General features: G+C 69.9%; 15 protein-coding genes. 4 read left to right on the top strand and 11 right to left on the bottom strand.

Features of this window, described 5'->3' with window-relative positions; all coding sequences use genetic code 11:
• From IF78_RS0119490 to IF78_RS0119470, 5 genes are all read right to left on the bottom strand, one after another.
• The coding region (locus tag IF78_RS0119490) for a histidine kinase (protein ID WP_438947172.1) at positions 1-444 on the bottom strand (444 nt) is incomplete at its 3' end.
• A 134-nt stretch (positions 445-578) separates the two neighbouring features.
• Positions 579-1,745: an alginate lyase family protein gene (locus tag IF78_RS0119485; protein ID WP_031486332.1), complete on the bottom strand. Its 1,167-nt coding sequence runs from the start codon at positions 1,743-1,745 to the stop codon at positions 579-581.
• 263 nt (positions 1,746-2,008) lie between these two features.
• Positions 2,009-2,767: a DUF3710 domain-containing protein gene (locus tag IF78_RS0119480; protein WP_031486333.1), complete on the bottom strand. Its 759-nt coding sequence runs from the start codon at positions 2,765-2,767 to the stop codon at positions 2,009-2,011.
• A 1-nt stretch (position 2,768) separates the two neighbouring features.
• Positions 2,769-3,320, bottom strand: a complete 552-nt coding sequence (gene dut / locus IF78_RS0119475; protein ID WP_031486334.1) for a dUTP diphosphatase — start codon at positions 3,318-3,320, stop codon at positions 2,769-2,771.
• A complete protein-coding gene (locus IF78_RS0119470; protein WP_031486335.1) occupies positions 3,317-3,901 on the bottom strand; it encodes a PaaI family thioesterase in 585 nt (194 codons plus the stop codon). Before IF78_RS0119470 ends, dut begins: the two co-directional genes overlap by 4 nt.
• Positions 3,902-3,959: 58 nt before the next feature.
• Here IF78_RS0119470 and IF78_RS0119465 point away from each other — a divergent pair, with 58 nt between their 5' ends.
• Entirely contained in the window at positions 3,960-4,421 is a 462-nt protein-coding gene (locus IF78_RS0119465) for a DUF3093 domain-containing protein (protein WP_031486336.1), read from the top strand.
• A gap of 73 nt (positions 4,422-4,494) precedes the next feature.
• Here IF78_RS0119465 and IF78_RS0119460 read toward each other — a convergent pair whose 3' ends face one another.
• From IF78_RS0119460 to IF78_RS0119445, 4 genes are all read right to left on the bottom strand, one after another.
• Positions 4,495-5,421, bottom strand: a complete 927-nt coding sequence (locus IF78_RS0119460) for a hypothetical protein (RefSeq protein ID WP_031486337.1) — start codon at positions 5,419-5,421, stop codon at positions 4,495-4,497.
• A gap of 13 nt (positions 5,422-5,434) precedes the next feature.
• Positions 5,435-5,731, bottom strand: a complete 297-nt coding sequence (locus IF78_RS0119455; protein ID WP_003997302.1) for a DUF4193 domain-containing protein — start codon at positions 5,729-5,731, stop codon at positions 5,435-5,437.
• Between the two features lie 405 nt (positions 5,732-6,136).
• Positions 6,137-7,381, bottom strand: a complete 1,245-nt coding sequence (locus tag IF78_RS0119450; protein WP_031486338.1) for a sensor histidine kinase — start codon at positions 7,379-7,381, stop codon at positions 6,137-6,139.
• A gap of 6 nt (positions 7,382-7,387) precedes the next feature.
• The gene (locus IF78_RS0119445; RefSeq protein WP_007385219.1) at positions 7,388-8,041 is read right to left on the bottom strand and encodes a response regulator transcription factor; all 654 of its coding nucleotides are present in this window, start codon (positions 8,039-8,041) and stop codon (positions 7,388-7,390) included.
• Positions 8,042-8,461: 420 nt separating this feature from the next.
• Here IF78_RS0119445 and IF78_RS48935 point away from each other — a divergent pair, with 420 nt between their 5' ends.
• Positions 8,462-8,635: a hypothetical protein gene (locus tag IF78_RS48935; RefSeq protein WP_167348321.1), complete on the top strand. Its 174-nt coding sequence runs from the start codon at positions 8,462-8,464 to the stop codon at positions 8,633-8,635.
• 70 nt (positions 8,636-8,705) lie between these two features.
• Here the strand turns inward: IF78_RS48935 and IF78_RS0119435 are convergent, their stop codons facing one another.
• Positions 8,706-9,521, bottom strand: coding sequence for an inositol monophosphatase family protein (locus IF78_RS0119435; RefSeq protein WP_031486339.1), 816 nt, complete (start codon positions 9,519-9,521; stop codon positions 8,706-8,708).
• An 8-nt stretch (positions 9,522-9,529) separates the two neighbouring features.
• Positions 9,530-10,657: a ferrochelatase gene (locus IF78_RS0119430; RefSeq protein ID WP_031486340.1), complete on the bottom strand. Its 1,128-nt coding sequence runs from the start codon at positions 10,655-10,657 to the stop codon at positions 9,530-9,532.
• Positions 10,658-10,906: 249 nt separating this feature from the next.
• On the opposite strand from IF78_RS0119430, the gene IF78_RS0119425 reads away from it, so the two are divergent.
• Both IF78_RS0119425 and IF78_RS0119420 read left to right on the top strand, forming a co-directional pair.
• Positions 10,907-12,145, top strand: a complete 1,239-nt coding sequence (locus tag IF78_RS0119425; protein WP_031486341.1) for an MFS transporter — start codon at positions 10,907-10,909, stop codon at positions 12,143-12,145.
• The gene (locus IF78_RS0119420) at positions 12,105-13,424 is read left to right on the top strand and encodes a D-arabinono-1,4-lactone oxidase (protein WP_031486342.1); all 1,320 of its coding nucleotides are present in this window, start codon (positions 12,105-12,107) and stop codon (positions 13,422-13,424) included. The genes IF78_RS0119425 and IF78_RS0119420 overlap by 41 nt, the downstream gene beginning before the upstream one ends.
• Positions 13,425-13,786 lie beyond the last annotated feature (362 nt).

Raw genomic sequence — 13,786 nt, 5'->3', positions numbered from 1 at the left:
CGGCACCGTCTCCTGCTGCCGTACGCCCGTGATCGACTCGACGACGTCACCCAGCGACTCCAGGTGCTGGATGTTGACGGTCGATATGACATCGATCCCGGCCGCCAGCAGCTCCTCGACGTCCTGCCAGCGCTTGGCGTTGCGCGAGCCGGGGATGTTGGTGTGGGCCAGCTCGTCCACCAGCGCCACCTTGGGCCTGCGGGCCAGGACGGCGTCGACGTCCATCTCCGTGAAAGCGCCGCCCCGGTACTCCAACTCCTTGCGCTGGATCTGCTCCAGGCCATGAAGCATCACCTCGGTGCGCGGCCGGTGGTGGTGCTCCACGAAGGCCACCACGCAGTCGGTGCCGCGCTCGGCACGGCGGTGCGCCTCGGACAGCATCGCGTACGTCTTGCCGACGCCCGGTGCCGCACCGAGGTAGATCCGAAGCCTGCCGCGTCCCATGGTCCCCATTGTGTTCTGGCCCTTGCTGCCTACGCAGCGTCGACCTTACGGCCAATAATCGCGACAAATGGGGCCGCGTGCGGCGGCGGGAACGTCTTTGACGCAACTCTGACGCTCCCGCCGTCCCCTGGGGCTCAGCCGGGGTTGTCGCCGTGGGTGAGGGTCTCCCAGGCGACGAAGAGGTTGTTGGAGCCGGACGGCCGGTTGCGCTCGGTGACCGTCCCGGTGTTGGTCATGGCGTGGCCGAGACGGTTGGCCAGGGCGTTGTGCCCGACCTCGGTGACCGGGCCGAGCCCGAGCTTCAGCGAGCCGCGGCACAGCCAACCCGGGACCGCCGCTCCCAGCTCGTACTTGGCCTGGAACCCGAGCGCGTGCCGCAGCCGCTCGCCCACGTCGGTGCCGTACAGGTCCTGGCCCTGGATCCGGCTGGTCTCGGCGACGTGGGAGATCGCGGAGATGCCGTACCCGGTGTGGGTGAGATCGCGGCAGGTCTCCTGGGTGAGGCCGGTGACGAAGGTGGACTGCCCCTGCCAGTACTTGACGATCTTGTCCCGGGTGTCGAGGTTCTGGCTCGGCACGGTCTTCGGCAGGTCGCCGTCGGACGACAGGTAGACGTAGGCGGCGGTGCGGGTGCGGAACTTCGCCATGGCCTTGTCGTACGACGCCTTATCCTCCAGGAAGACCGAGATGCCGACGGCGGCCTCCATCATCGACAGCTCCCAGTTGCCGTTGGAGTTCGAGCCGTCGATGATCTCGGGCAGGTACACGGTGCGGAGCATGGTGGCGAACCGGCCGGAGTTCGGCCAGTTTCCGCTGTACGTGTACTTGATGATCTCGGCGGCCTTGGGCCAGGAGGAGCCGGCCCAACCCGTCTGGAGGGGCGCGTTGCTGTTGGTGTGGTCCCTGATCACCGCGGACCAGGCGTCCATCAGCTCGATGGCCTTCCTGGCGTGCCGTTCGTCGCGGGTGATGTACCAGGCGAGGGCGTGGGTGTAGGCGGCTATCGCGTCCTCGCGCTCGTCCGTACAGCCGTGGTTCGGGTTCGAGTACGAGCCGCACTCGACGACGGCGCGGGGCTTGGGGGTGCGGTTCAGATCGGCGTACCTGCTCGCCATCATCCGGTCGAAGGCGCCCTTCCAGGGCTGGGCACCGGCGTCGACCTTGGAGCGGGCGAAGTCCAACTGGCCCTTGGAGACGGTGACTCCGGGGTGCACGAAGGTGGTGGGAGCCGCACCGGCGGGCCAGGCGAGGACACCGGCGACGAGGGCGGCCGCGGCCGCGAAGAGAGCGGTTCTGCGCATGCGTGGGGGGCCTTCCGTTCTCGTATATGAACGTGAAGCGCCTTTATGAACAGACGCGTTGGCCGGAGACGGTAGGTACAGACCAATGCGCCGTCAAGAGTCCACGCAGGAGAAAAGGGCCGTACCCCTTAAGGGATACGGCCCCTGCAGCGCCCTAGGGGCGCGGGACTGCATTCGATATGCGGCTCCGCCGCGTGGGCGCGACAAGCCACGACGCACCCGCAGCCGAACAGACGACTTGTCGCGACCCTCCAAGCGGAGCGCTAACGCACCTCGGTGATCTCCGGTCCGCGCTGGAGCTGGCCCATGCCGCCGGAGAAGCGCGAACCCGCCTCCTCCTGCTGGACGCCCTCGGGAACCATCTGGGCGTCGTTCGGCAGCTTCAGGACGATCGGGTCACGGGGAGCCATCGGGCCCTCGCCCCGCACCACGACCGTGTCCCGGAAGATCTGCTCCAGCAGACCGGCCGCCTGCGGCTGCACCGCACCCTGGCCCGAGATCACACCGCGCAGGAACCAGCGGGGACCGTCCACACCGACGAACCGCACGACCTGGAAACCACCCGTGCCGTCCGGCAGTTGCACCGGTACCTGGGCCCGCAGCTCCCAGCCCAACGGCCCTTCGACCTCATCGATGATGCCACCCTGCTGGGTGATGCCGGAGCCGATCTCCTCGCGCACCTCGCCCCAGATGCCCTCGCGCTTGGGCGCGGCGAAGGCCTGCAGCTGGATGGCGCTGTCGCGCAGCACGACGGTCGCCGCGACGATCGCGTCGCCCGCGACCTCCACCCGCAGCTCCATGCCGTCGACGCCGGGCACGAGCAGGCCGCCCAGGTCGACCCGGCCCTCGCCGGGCTCACGAACCTCGGAACTGTCCCAGGGCCCGTCGGGCCGCGGTTCCGGCTCGAGCCGTACGCGCTCGCGCGTGCCGTCGTCGTCCGCCTCAGTGTCGATGTCGACGACCTGCTCGGGCTCGCCGGCCGCGTCCTCGGCGGCACCCTTCTTCTTGCGACGTCCGAACACGTCACTGTCCTTCCCGGTCGGATACGACCGAAGCGTATCGATTCCCACCCGCCCGGCCGCCGTCGGCGGCCTGACCGCTTGTGCTGCTTGTGCCGCCCACCTCGGCATGACCGCCGGTGGACCCGAAGCCCCCTTCGGCCCGTGCCGAATCGGGAAGCTCCGCGACCTCCTGGAAGCGAACCCTCTCGACCTGCTGGACGACCAGTTGGGCAATCCGGTCGAAGCGCTCGAACCGCACGGTCTCATGCGGGTCGAGATTCACCACGATCACCTTGATCTCCCCACGGTACCCGGCATCAACCGTCCCCGGGGCATTCACGAGGGCGACACCGAGGCGGGCGGCGAGACCGGAACGCGGGTGCACGAAGGCCGCGTACCCCTCCGGGAGAGCGATCGACACACCGGTGGGCAGTACGGCCCGCTCCCCCGGCCCCAGTTCGCGGCTCTCGGTGGTGCGCAGATCGGCACCGGCGTCACCGGGGTGCGCGTACGTCGGAAGCGGTACGTCGGGGTCGACGCGCCGGATCAGCACGTTCAGGGGGTCACGGCTCACGGGTTCACCTCGAAGGCACGGGCACGCCGGACCTGGTCCGGGTCGTTCATGGCGGCCCGGATCTCCTCCGGGCGGCCGTTGTCGATGAAGTGGTCGACCTTCACCTCGATGAACAGGGCGTCGGCGCGGACGGCGACGACTCCGTCCGGGCCGCCGATCCGCCCGGTGGCGGAGGAGTAGATCTTGCGGCCCGCCACCGCCGTCACCTCGGCCTCCAGATACAGCACCGTGCCCACCGGAACGGGACGTACGAAGTCGGTCTCCAGCCGCCCGGTCACGGCGATCGTCCGCAGCAGCCAGTTGAGCGAGCCGAGGGTCTCGTCGAGGGCGGTGGCGAGCACACCGCCGTGCGCGAGCCCGGGTGCTCCCTGGTGGGCGGGCTGCACGGTGAACTCGGCGGTGATCCGCACGCCTTCCCCGGCTCGCGCCGCCAGGTGCAGCCCGTGGGCCTGCTCACCGCCACAGCCGAAACACTCGCCGTAGTGCGCACCGAGGAGCTCACCGGGCGCGGGAGCATCAGGGTGACGGACCGGTTCCACGGCGTCGGCCGGGGGCTTGAGAGCCGCTGAAATACCACTCACAGCCGCAGACCTTACCCGCGCGTCGGCGGTATCAGGACACCGTGCCAAGCTTGGCTCCATGCAGCTCTCCGCCGCCCCGTTCGAAGAACGTCTCACCGCCCCCCGCTCCTGGTGGCTGATCTCGTTCCTGGCCGGGGTCTCCCTGGCCCTGATCGCCCTGCCCTTCGGCACGCTGCCCATGCTCGTCGGCCTGGTCGGCGGCACCGCCGCGGCGGCCGTCATGGCCAGCTCGTACGGCTCGGTCCGCATCCGCGTGGTGGGCGACTCACTGATCGCGGGCGAGGCGAAGCTCCCGGTGCGGGCGCTGGGCGAGGCCCATGTCCTGGACCCGGAGGAGGCCCGTGCCTGGCGTACGCACAAGGCCGACACCCGGGCCTTCCTGCTGTTGCGCGCCTACATCCCCACGGCCCTGCGCGTGGAGGTCACGGACCCCGAGGACCCGACCCCGTACCTGTACCTGTCGACCCGCGAGCCGGAGCGTCTGGCGGAGGCGATCAAGGCGGCGAAGGCCTCGGCCTAGCACACCCGACCGGGCCGTCACCGGGCTGGTCAAGACGTGTCCTGCCGGTCGCAAAGATCTCGTCGGCGGGCGCTCAGCCGCCCCCGAGCTCCTTGCGCCCGCGCGGCCGCATGATCTCCCCCATGTCCAGCGGTTGCTCGGGGCTCTCCAGCGGGGGCAGTTGCGGCAGCTCGTCCCACGGCACCTGAACCTTCCGCAGGTCCGCGCGGATCCGCGCCGCGAGTTTCTTGGTGTCCCGGCGGTTCATGGCCGCGCCCACGGCGGCGCCCACCAGGAAGGGCATCAGGTTCGGCAGGTTCCGGACCATCCGCTTCATGATCTGCTGACGCAGCTCCCGCTTCATCTGCCCGCCGAGCGCGGCGTTGACCGTCGCCGGCTTCATGGGGTCGATACCGCGTTCCTCGGACCACGAGGACAGATACGCGGCGCTGCGGTCCTTGAGTCTGCCGGGCGGGCGTACGCCGTACACCTCGTGCAGCTCGGCGATCATCTTCAGCTCGATCGCCGCCACGCCGGTGATCTCGGCGGCCAGCTCCGTGGGCATCGCGGGCGGCACCGGCAGCATCGCCGCCGCGCCGACTCCCGCGCCGACCGTCGAGCTCGCGTTCGCCGCGCCCGCCACGAGCTTGTCCGCGAGCTGCTCGGGCCCGAGGCCCGGGAACTGCTTGCGGAGCGTCGCGAGGTCCCGTACGGGGATCCGCGGGGCGTTCTCGATGATCCGGTCGGCCAGGTACCCGAGGCCGGCCCTGGCGCGGCTGCCGCCCTTACGGACGCCTTCCCGGGCCTTCTCCCGGATCACCGCGGCCCTGCGCCTGGTGGCAGGCGCCGGAACCGCCGTCTGCGCCGGGACGTCGGCCCGGCCGGACGCCGGTTCGAGCGAGGCTCCCGCATCGGGTGAGCCCCGCTCGTCCTCACGCGTGACGTGCGGGCCGTCGGACAGCCCTGGGTCCGCTCCCCGGAACGGGAAGCGGCGCTTCCGAGGTGGGGTCGAGCCAGTCATGCCCGACCCTGCCTCAGTCGCAGTCGCGGCAGATCGGCTGGCCGTTCTTCTCCCGGGCCAGCTGGCTGCGGTGGTGCACCAGGAAGCAGCTCATGCAGGTGAACTCGTCCTGCTGCTTCGGCAGCACCCGGACGGCCAGCTCCTCATTGGAGAGGTCCGCGCCGGGCAGCTCAAGCCCCTCCGCGGCCTCGAACTCGTCGACGTCCACAGAGGAAGTCGACTTGTCGTTCCGCCGGGCCTTGAGCTCCTCAAGGCTGTCCGAGTCGACGTCGTCGTCGGTCTTGCGTGGGGTGTCGTAATCCGTAGCCATGTCGCTCTCCCCCTCTGGGTGTCTGCGGTGTCTCCAGCGCACGTAACGCGTGAGAGGCCGGACTTGTGCCCGACCCGAGGCGGAGATTTTGCCTCACATCAAGGTCTGTTACTCAATCGACACCCAACCGGACTCCTCAAGAGTGATCGGCTTGGATGGCGAACGGGACCGTACACGGTCCTGATACCGCAGTTCAAAGGCGTCTCACCGTGTACTTCCCGTGATCAAGACCCCCGAAAACCCGGATTTTCCCGGCTTTCCGACAGGTCACATGATCACGGAGAGTAGATGGCCGGAAATTCGCCCTTGTGATCGATCACACATGGGACTGCTCGACGAGTGCCCAGAAAATTCCGCGCAAAGAGAACATCCCCGGGAACCCGGCGTGTGTCGGCGCACATGGTCTCAGATCGGCAGGGTGACCCGCATCACGAGACCTCCGCCCTCACGCGGCTGCGCCGAGATGTGCCCGCCGTGCGCCCGCGCCACGGACCGCACGATGGACAGCCCGAGGCCCACACCCTTGTCGCTGCCCGTGCGCTCCGTGCGCAACCGTCTGAACGGCTCGAAGAGGTTGTCGATCTCGTACGCCGGCACCACCGGCCCGGTGTTCGAGACGACCAGGAGCGCCTGCCCGTGCTGGACCTCGGTGGTGACCTCGACCCAGCCGCCCTCCGGCATGTTGTACCGGACGGCGTTCTGTACGAGGTTCAGCGCGATCCGCTCCAGCAGCACGCCGTTGCCCTGGACGACCGCGGGCTTCTGCTCGCCGCGGATCAGCACGCCCTTGGCCTCCGCCTCCGCGTGCACCTGGTCGACGGCCTGCTCGGCCACCTCCGCGAGGTCCACCGGTTTGCGCTCGACGATCTGGTTGTCGCTGCGGGCGAGCAGCAGCAGGCCCTCGACGAGCTGCTCGCTGCGCTCGTTGGTGGCCAGCAGCGTCTTGCCGAGTTGCTGCAGTTCCACCGGCGCGTTCGGGTCCGACAGGTGCACCTCGAGGAGCGTGCGGTTGATCGCGAGCGGGGTACGCAACTCGTGCGAGGCGTTGCCGACGAAGCGCTGCTGGGCGGTGAAGGCCCGCTGCAGCCGCTCCAGCATCTCGTCGAAGGTGTCGGCCAGCTCCTTCAGCTCGTCGTCCGGCCCGTCCAGCTCGATACGGCGGGACAGGTCCGAGCCGGCCACGGCGCGCGCGGTGCGGGTGATCCGGCCCAGCGGCGACAGGACACGGCCGGCCATGGCGTAGCCGAAGGCGAAGGCGATGATCGCCAGGCCGAGGAGAGCCAGGAGGGAACGGCTGAGGAGATCGTCCAGCGCGACCCGGCGCTGGCTGTCGATGCATGCGCTGATCGCCTCGTTGAACTGGGAGATCGTGACGTCGGCCTTGATCGCGGGGCAGTTGTCGCTGGTGACCTGGAGTTGGGTGCCGCCCACGATCTTGAACGGGGGTTCATTGCCCGTGTTGATCGCCTGTGCCGCCAGGAGATAGATGATCGACAACAGCAGGATGCCGGCGATCAGGAACATGCCGCCGTACAGCAGGGTGAGCCTTATCCGGATGGTGGGCCGCAGCCACGGGAAGGGGGGCTCCACCCTGCGGGGGTCCCAGGTGGGCTTGGGGGGCGCCTGGGGAGGCGCGGGAGTCGCTGCCATGGCCGATCAGATCCGGTAGCCGGAGCCGGGCACGGTGACGATGACCGGCGGCTCGCCCAGCTTGCGGCGCAGCGTCATGACAGTGACCCGCACGACGTTGGTGAACGGGTCGGTGTTCTCGTCCCAGGCCTTCTCCAGGAGCTGCTCGGCCGACACGACCGCGCCCTCGCTGCGCATCAGCACCTCCAGGACGGCGAACTCCTTCGGCGCGAGCTGCACCTCCTTGCCGTCGCGGAAGACCTCGCGGCGGTTCGGGTCGAGCTTGATGCCGGCGCGCTCCAGGACGGGCGGCAGCGGGACGCTCGTACGGCGGCCGAGGGCACGCACGCGTGCCGTCAGCTCGCTGAAGGCGAAGGGCTTGGGCAGATAGTCGTCGGCGCCGATCTCGAGCCCTTCGACACGGTCGCTGACGTCGCCGGAGGCCGTGAGCATCAGCACGCGGGTGGGCATGCCGAGTTCGACGATCTTGCGGCAGACGTCGTCGCCGTGCACCAGCGGGAGGTCGCGGTCGAGGACGACCACGTCGTAGTCGTTGACGCCGATGCGTTCCAGGGCGGCCGCACCGTCGTACACGACGTCGACGGCCATGGCCTCCCGGCGCAGTCCGGTGGCCACCGCATCGGCGAGCAGTTGCTCGTCCTCGACGACGAGTACGCGCACGTCGCTTGTCCTTCCTGTGTCCACCCGCGTAGCGCTCGTCCGGCGCGCGGGCAGGGTCTTGTAGATGGGGTTTCCTGGCCTCCATCCTGCCCTTTTCCGCCATAAGTCGGCGGTAAGACGGGTGTGTGGAGCATGAAGGGCGGGTGTGAAGCCCGGGAATGCGAGATTTTCTCGTCCGGTTGAGGTTTCCGTGGAAGGGAGCGGGGGGAGGACGGCTTGTACACCCCGCGATCACGCTCTGCATGTACCGCAACACCATGCGGTACAGCGCAATCCGCTTTCCGCAGAGCGGGTGTGGGTGTCCGGCACCGTCGCCGCCCAGCATGGGCAGCGCTGGGCATCTACTGGAGACGTGATCGCCCCTTCCGAACGGCACACCCCCGTGCCACCGACCCACGACCCAGGACGAGGGGGCGCAGCATGGACGCATTCACCGCAGGACTTCTGCAGCGCATAAAGGCGACCGAGTCCGACCTGACGCGGGCTCGTGACGAGGGCGACGACTTCCTCGTCGAGGTGGAGCAGGGCGAGCTCGACGACCTGCGCCGCCTCGCCGCCGAGCACGGTGTGGAAGTCGGCGCGTCTAGCGTCTGACCGGCTTGTGAGCGGAAAGCGGGCCCCCGGCGAATCCAGCGCCGGGGGCCCGCTTCGTTGCCTTCGATGTCTAGTCGTGCCAGGCCCCCAGGTCCTCCAACAGCCGCTGGAGCGGCTCGAAGACACCCGGAGTGGCGGCGACCGTCAGATCCCACGACGGCCGCTCTCCGGGCCGCCCACCGGTCAGCGCGCCCGCCTCCCGGGCGATCAGGTCTCCCGCTGCCACGTCCCACGGGTTGAGCCCCCGCTCGTAGTACCCGTCCAGCCGGCCCGCCGCCAGGTCGCACAGGTCGATCGCGGCCGAGCCGCCGCGGCGGATGTCGCGGAGCAGCGGGATCAGCCGCTGGGCCACGTCGGCCTGGTGGGTGCGGACCTCGGTGACGTAGTTGAAGCCGGTCGAGACCAGGGCCTGGTCCAGTGGCGCCGTGGGACGGCAGCCGAGCCTGCGCTCGCCCTCCCAGGGCCCGGTGGCCCAGGCACCACCACCACGCTCCGCGTGGTACGTCTCGCCCCGCATCGGAGCGGCCACGACCCCGACGACCGTCTCCCCGTCCTGCTCGGCGGCGATGGAGACGGACCAGGTCGGCAGCCCGTAGAGGTAGTTGACCGTGCCGTCGAGGGGGTCGATGACCCAGCGGATGCCGCTCGTGCCCTCGGTGGAGGCGCCCTCCTCGCCGAGGAAGCCGTCGTCCGGGCGGTGCTCGGAGATCAGGTCGGTGATCAGCTTCTCCGCCGCGATGTCCATCTCCGTGACCACGTCGATCGGGCTCGACTTGGTCGCGGCGACCGCGAGGTCGGCCGGGCGGCCGTCGCGCAGCAGTTCTCCCGCGCGGCGGGCGGCCTCCCGGGCCAGGGCGAGCAGGTCCGTGTGCAGAGCGTCGGTCACGGGGCTCCTCATGCGTAGGGGCTGTCGGCGCCCGCGGCGGCGGGCCTGGGCGCTCGGGACGGGCAGCAGCCCACCGGGCACAGGTTGTGGCTCGCGCCGAGCCCGCCGAGGACGCACGGCGTGACCTCCTCGGCGCGCTCCACGGCGGCGCGCTCCAGGACGAGGTCACGGACCGCGGCGGCGAACCGCGGGTCGTCGCCGACGGTGGCCGAGCGGCGCATCGGCAGGCCCAGCTCCTCGGCCTTCGCCTTGGCCTCGGTGTCGAGGTCGTAGAGGACTTCCATGTGGTCGGAGACGAAGCCGATGGGCGCGATGACCACGGCCGGTGCGCCGGCCTGCTGCCGCTCCTCCAGGTGGTCGCAGATGTCGGGCTCGAGCCACGGGATGTGCGGGGCGCCGGAGCGGGACTGGTACACGAGCTGCCAGGGGTGGTCGACGCCGGTGCGCTCGCGGACGGCCTCGGCGATCAGCCGGGAGACCTCCAGGTGCTGCTCGACGTACGCGCCGCCCTCGCCGTGGTCCTCGACGGGGCCGGAGGTGTCGGCGGCGGCGGTCGGGATCGAGTGGGTCGAGAAGGCGATGTGGGCGCCGTCCCGGACGTCCTCGGGCAGGTCGGCGAGGGACTCGAGCACGCCGTCGATCATCGGCTCCAGGAAACCGGGGTGGTTGAAGTAGTGCCGCAGCTTGTCGACCCTGGGCAGCTCGAGGCCCTCGGCTTCCAGGGCCGCCAGCGAGTCGGCGAGGTTCTCGCGGTACTGGCGGCAGCCCGAGTAGGAGGCGTAGGCGCTGGTGGCGAGGACGAGGATGCGACGGCGGCCGTCGGCGACCATCTCGCGCAGGGTGTCCGTCAGGTACGGCGCCCAGTTGCGGTTGCCCCAGTAGATCGGCAGATCCAGACCGTGCTCGGCGAAGTCCTTGCGGAGGGCGTCGAGCAGGGCGCGGTTCTGGTCGTTGATGGGGCTCACTCCGCCGAACAGGAAGTAGTGCTCGCCGACTTCCTTCAGGCGTTCCTTGGGGATGCCCCGCCCACGGGTGACGTTCTCCAGGAACGGAATCACGTCGTCCGGCCCTTCGGGGCCGCCGAAGGAGAGCAGGAGCAGGGCGTCGTAGGGAGTGGCATGGCGCGCGTCTGGCATGGCTCGATCCTGTCATCCGGTACTGACAGCCGGGAAACGGCGGGGTGACCACCCGGGTTCCCGGTTCGCCCGGACGGGTGCGTTAGGGTCACCTAACTCGTAAGCTGTGTGTACTGCCCACGCGCCTTACCGCGCTGCCCCTGAACTTCCCTTGTGCTGCCCCGAGTTACCCCTGTTGTGCCACTGATCTGCCCCTGACTCGCCTTGAGCCGCCGCAGCGCCGCTGCTCCCGCCCGACCGGAGACCCCCGTGCCCAGCCCCTACCGCGCCCTGTTCGCCGCCCCTGGCACCAAGGCCTTCTCCGCCGCGGGTCTCCTCGGCCGGATGCCGCTGTCGATGATGGGCATCGGCGTGGTCACGATGGTCTCCCAGCTGACCGGGCGGTACGGCCTCGCCGGCGCGCTGTCGGCCACCATCGCGCTCGCCGCGGCGGTGGCGGGCCCGCAGGTCTCGCGGCTGGTCGACCAGTACGGGCAGCGGCGGGTGCTCCGCCCGGCGACGCTGGTCTCGCTCGTGGCGGGGGCACTGCTGCTGTTCGCCGCGCACTACGGGTGGCCGGACTGGGTGCTGTTCGTGGCCTGCGTCGGCATCGGGTGCGTGCCCAGCGTCGGGGCGATGATCCGCGCCCGCTGGGCCGCGCTGTACCGGGGGACGCCGCAGCTGCACACCGCGTACTCCTTCGAGTCCGTGGTGGACGAGGTGTGCTTCATCTTCGGGCCGATCATCTCCATCGGCCTGTCCACGGCGTGGTTCCCTGAGGCCGGACCGCTGCTCGCCGGCTGCTTCCTGGCGGTCGGCGTCTTCTGGCTGACCGCTCAGCAGGCCACCGAGCCGGCACCGCATCCGCGTGAGAAGCAGGGCGGCAGCTCGGCCCTGCGCGCCCCGGGGCTGCAGGTCCTGGTGGCCACCTTCGTGGCGACCGGAGCGATCTTCGGCGCCGTGGACGTGGTCACCGTCGCCTTCGCGGACGAGCAGGGACACAAGGCCGCCGCGAGCGTGGTCCTCGCGCTGTACGCCGCGGGCTCCTGCGCGGCGGGCCTCGTCTTCGGACTGCTGCGCTTCAAGGGGTCGCCCGAACCTCGCTGGCTGCTGGGCATATGCGCGATGGCCGTGAGTATGATCCCCCTCCTACTGGTCGGAAACTTGCCGTTTCTGGCCGTGGCGCTGTTCGCCTCGGGCATGGCCGTCGCTCCCACGATGATCACCACCATGTCCCTGATCGAAGAGCACGTACCACGCGCGCAACTGACCGAGGGCATGACCTGGGTGAGCACCGGGCTCGCGGTCGGGGTGGCGCTCGGCTCCTCAGCGGCCGGCTGGGTGATCGACGCCGCCGGTGCGAGCGCCGGGTACGGGGTTCCGGCGGTGTCCGGGGCCGTCGCGGTCGCGGTCGGTTTCCTGGGGTACCGCCGGCTCAGCAGGCCGGCTCCGCGTCGGGGAGGCACCGTTGAGCAGCACAGCGAGCGGGAAGAACGGCACGTGGCGTAACTGGGGCGGCAATGTCGCCGCCCGTCCCGCGCGTGAGGTCACTCCGGCCTCCGTGGAGGAGCTGTCGGCGGCGATACGCCGGGCCGCCGAGGACGGCCTGAAGGTGAAGGCGGTCGGGAGCGGACACTCCTTCACGTCCATAGCCGCCACCGACGGCGTGTTGATCCGCCCTCAACTGCTGACCGGCATACGCGACATCGACCGGGACACCATGACCGTGACGGTCGAGGCAGGCACCCCGCTCAAGAGACTCAGCATGGCCCTGGCGCGCGAGGGCCTGTCGCTCACGAACATGGGCGACATCATGGAGCAGACGGTCTCCGGCGCCACCAGCACCGGCACCCACGGCACGGGCCGTGACTCGGGCTCGATCGCCGCCCAGATCAAGGGACTGGAGCTGGTCACGGCCGACGGTTCGGTGCTCACCTGCTCCGAGAAGGAGAACCCGGAGGTCTTCGCGGCCGCACGGATCGGCCTCGGCGCGCTCGGCGTCGTCACCGCGATCACGTTGGCCGTGGAGCCCGTTTTTCTCCTCACCGCGCGCGAGGAGCCGATGCCCTTCGACCGGGTCCTGGCCGAGTTCGACGAACTCTGGGCCGAGAACGAGCACTTCGAGTTCTACTGGTTCCCCCACACCGGCAGCACCAACACCAAGCGCAACAACCGCAGCGCGGGCCCGGAGAAGCCGGTACCCCAGCTCCAGGGCTGGATCGAGGACGAGTTCCTCTCCAACGGCGTCTTCCAGGTGGCCCAGTGGGTCGGCCGCGCGGTGCCCGCCACCATCCCGGCGATCGCCCGGATCTCGAGCAAGGCCCTGTCGTCGCGGACCTACACCGACATCCCGTACAAGGTCTTCACATCGCCGCGCCGAGTGCGCTTCGTGGAGATGGAGTACGCCGTCCCGCGCGCGGCCGTCGTCGAGACGCTGCGCGAACTCAAGGCCGTGATCGACCGCTCCGGCCTCCGGGTCAGCTTCCCCGTCGAGGTGCGCACCGCCCCCGCCGACGACATCACGCTGTCCACCGCCTCGGGCCGCGACAGCGCGTACATCGCCGTCCACATGGTCAAGGGCACCCCGTACCAGCGGTACTTCACCGCCGCCGAGCGGATCTTCACCGCGCACGAGGGGCGGCCGCACTGGGGCAAGGTGCACACGCGGGACGCCGAGTACTTCGCCCAGGTGTACCCGCGCTTCGGCGAGTTCACGGCGCTGCGGGACCGGCTCGACCCCGACCGCCGGTTCCAGAACGACTACGTGCGGCGGGTGTTGGGGGCGTAGCGCCCGACCGGCCCGAGCCGGCGTTCGGCCAACCGTGCGGCAAGGGGACGTATGCGCGAAACCATTAGTTCCGTTTCGGCGGATTGCGTGAAGTACGCCACGTTGAAGATCAGACAACGGCTCAACGGTCGGCCGAGTCACGCTTCTTGTCAGAAGTTGGGCGGCGTGCCAATCCACGCACGTGGCCCAAATGGAGTACTGTTGCGAGCCCTGGGTCCGGTCTCCCGCCAGGGCGTCCGTGGCCTTCAAGGACCGCCGGGAGGGGGCTAGTTGCACAGGGTGACGGAGTTGGTCACTTAGCGTTGCGAATAGGTAACCGTGCCATAACGGCGATCCAGGGCCCGTGCCCGACACGCCGGGCA

The sequence above is a fragment of the Streptomyces bicolor genome (assembly GCF_000719285.1).
GTDB lineage: Bacteria > Actinomycetota > Actinomycetes > Streptomycetales > Streptomycetaceae > Streptomyces > Streptomyces bicolor.
The sequence above is the reverse complement of the archived record's forward strand: the minus strand, read 5'-3'. Positions and strand labels throughout refer to the sequence as shown.

Excerpts from the sequence above, each read along its gene's own strand:
- IF78_RS0119460 (WP_031486337.1), bottom strand. The coding sequence starts at position 5,421 with ATGACTGGCTCGACCCCACCTCGGAAGCGCCGCTTCCCGTTCCGGGGA.
- IF78_RS0119455 (WP_003997302.1), bottom strand. The coding sequence starts at position 5,731 with ATGGCTACGGATTACGACACCCCACGCAAGACCGACGACGACGTCGAC.
- IF78_RS48935 (WP_167348321.1), top strand. The coding sequence starts at position 8,462 with ATGGACGCATTCACCGCAGGACTTCTGCAGCGCATAAAGGCGACCGAG.
- IF78_RS0119430 (WP_031486340.1), bottom strand. The coding sequence starts at position 10,657 with ATGCCAGACGCGCGCCATGCCACTCCCTACGACGCCCTGCTCCTGCTC.
- IF78_RS0119450 (WP_031486338.1), bottom strand. The coding sequence starts at position 7,381 with ATGGCAGCGACTCCCGCGCCTCCCCAGGCGCCCCCCAAGCCCACCTGG.
- IF78_RS0119465 (WP_031486336.1), top strand. The coding sequence starts at position 3,960 with ATGCAGCTCTCCGCCGCCCCGTTCGAAGAACGTCTCACCGCCCCCCGC.
- IF78_RS0119485 (WP_031486332.1), bottom strand. The coding sequence starts at position 1,745 with ATGCGCAGAACCGCTCTCTTCGCGGCCGCGGCCGCCCTCGTCGCCGGT.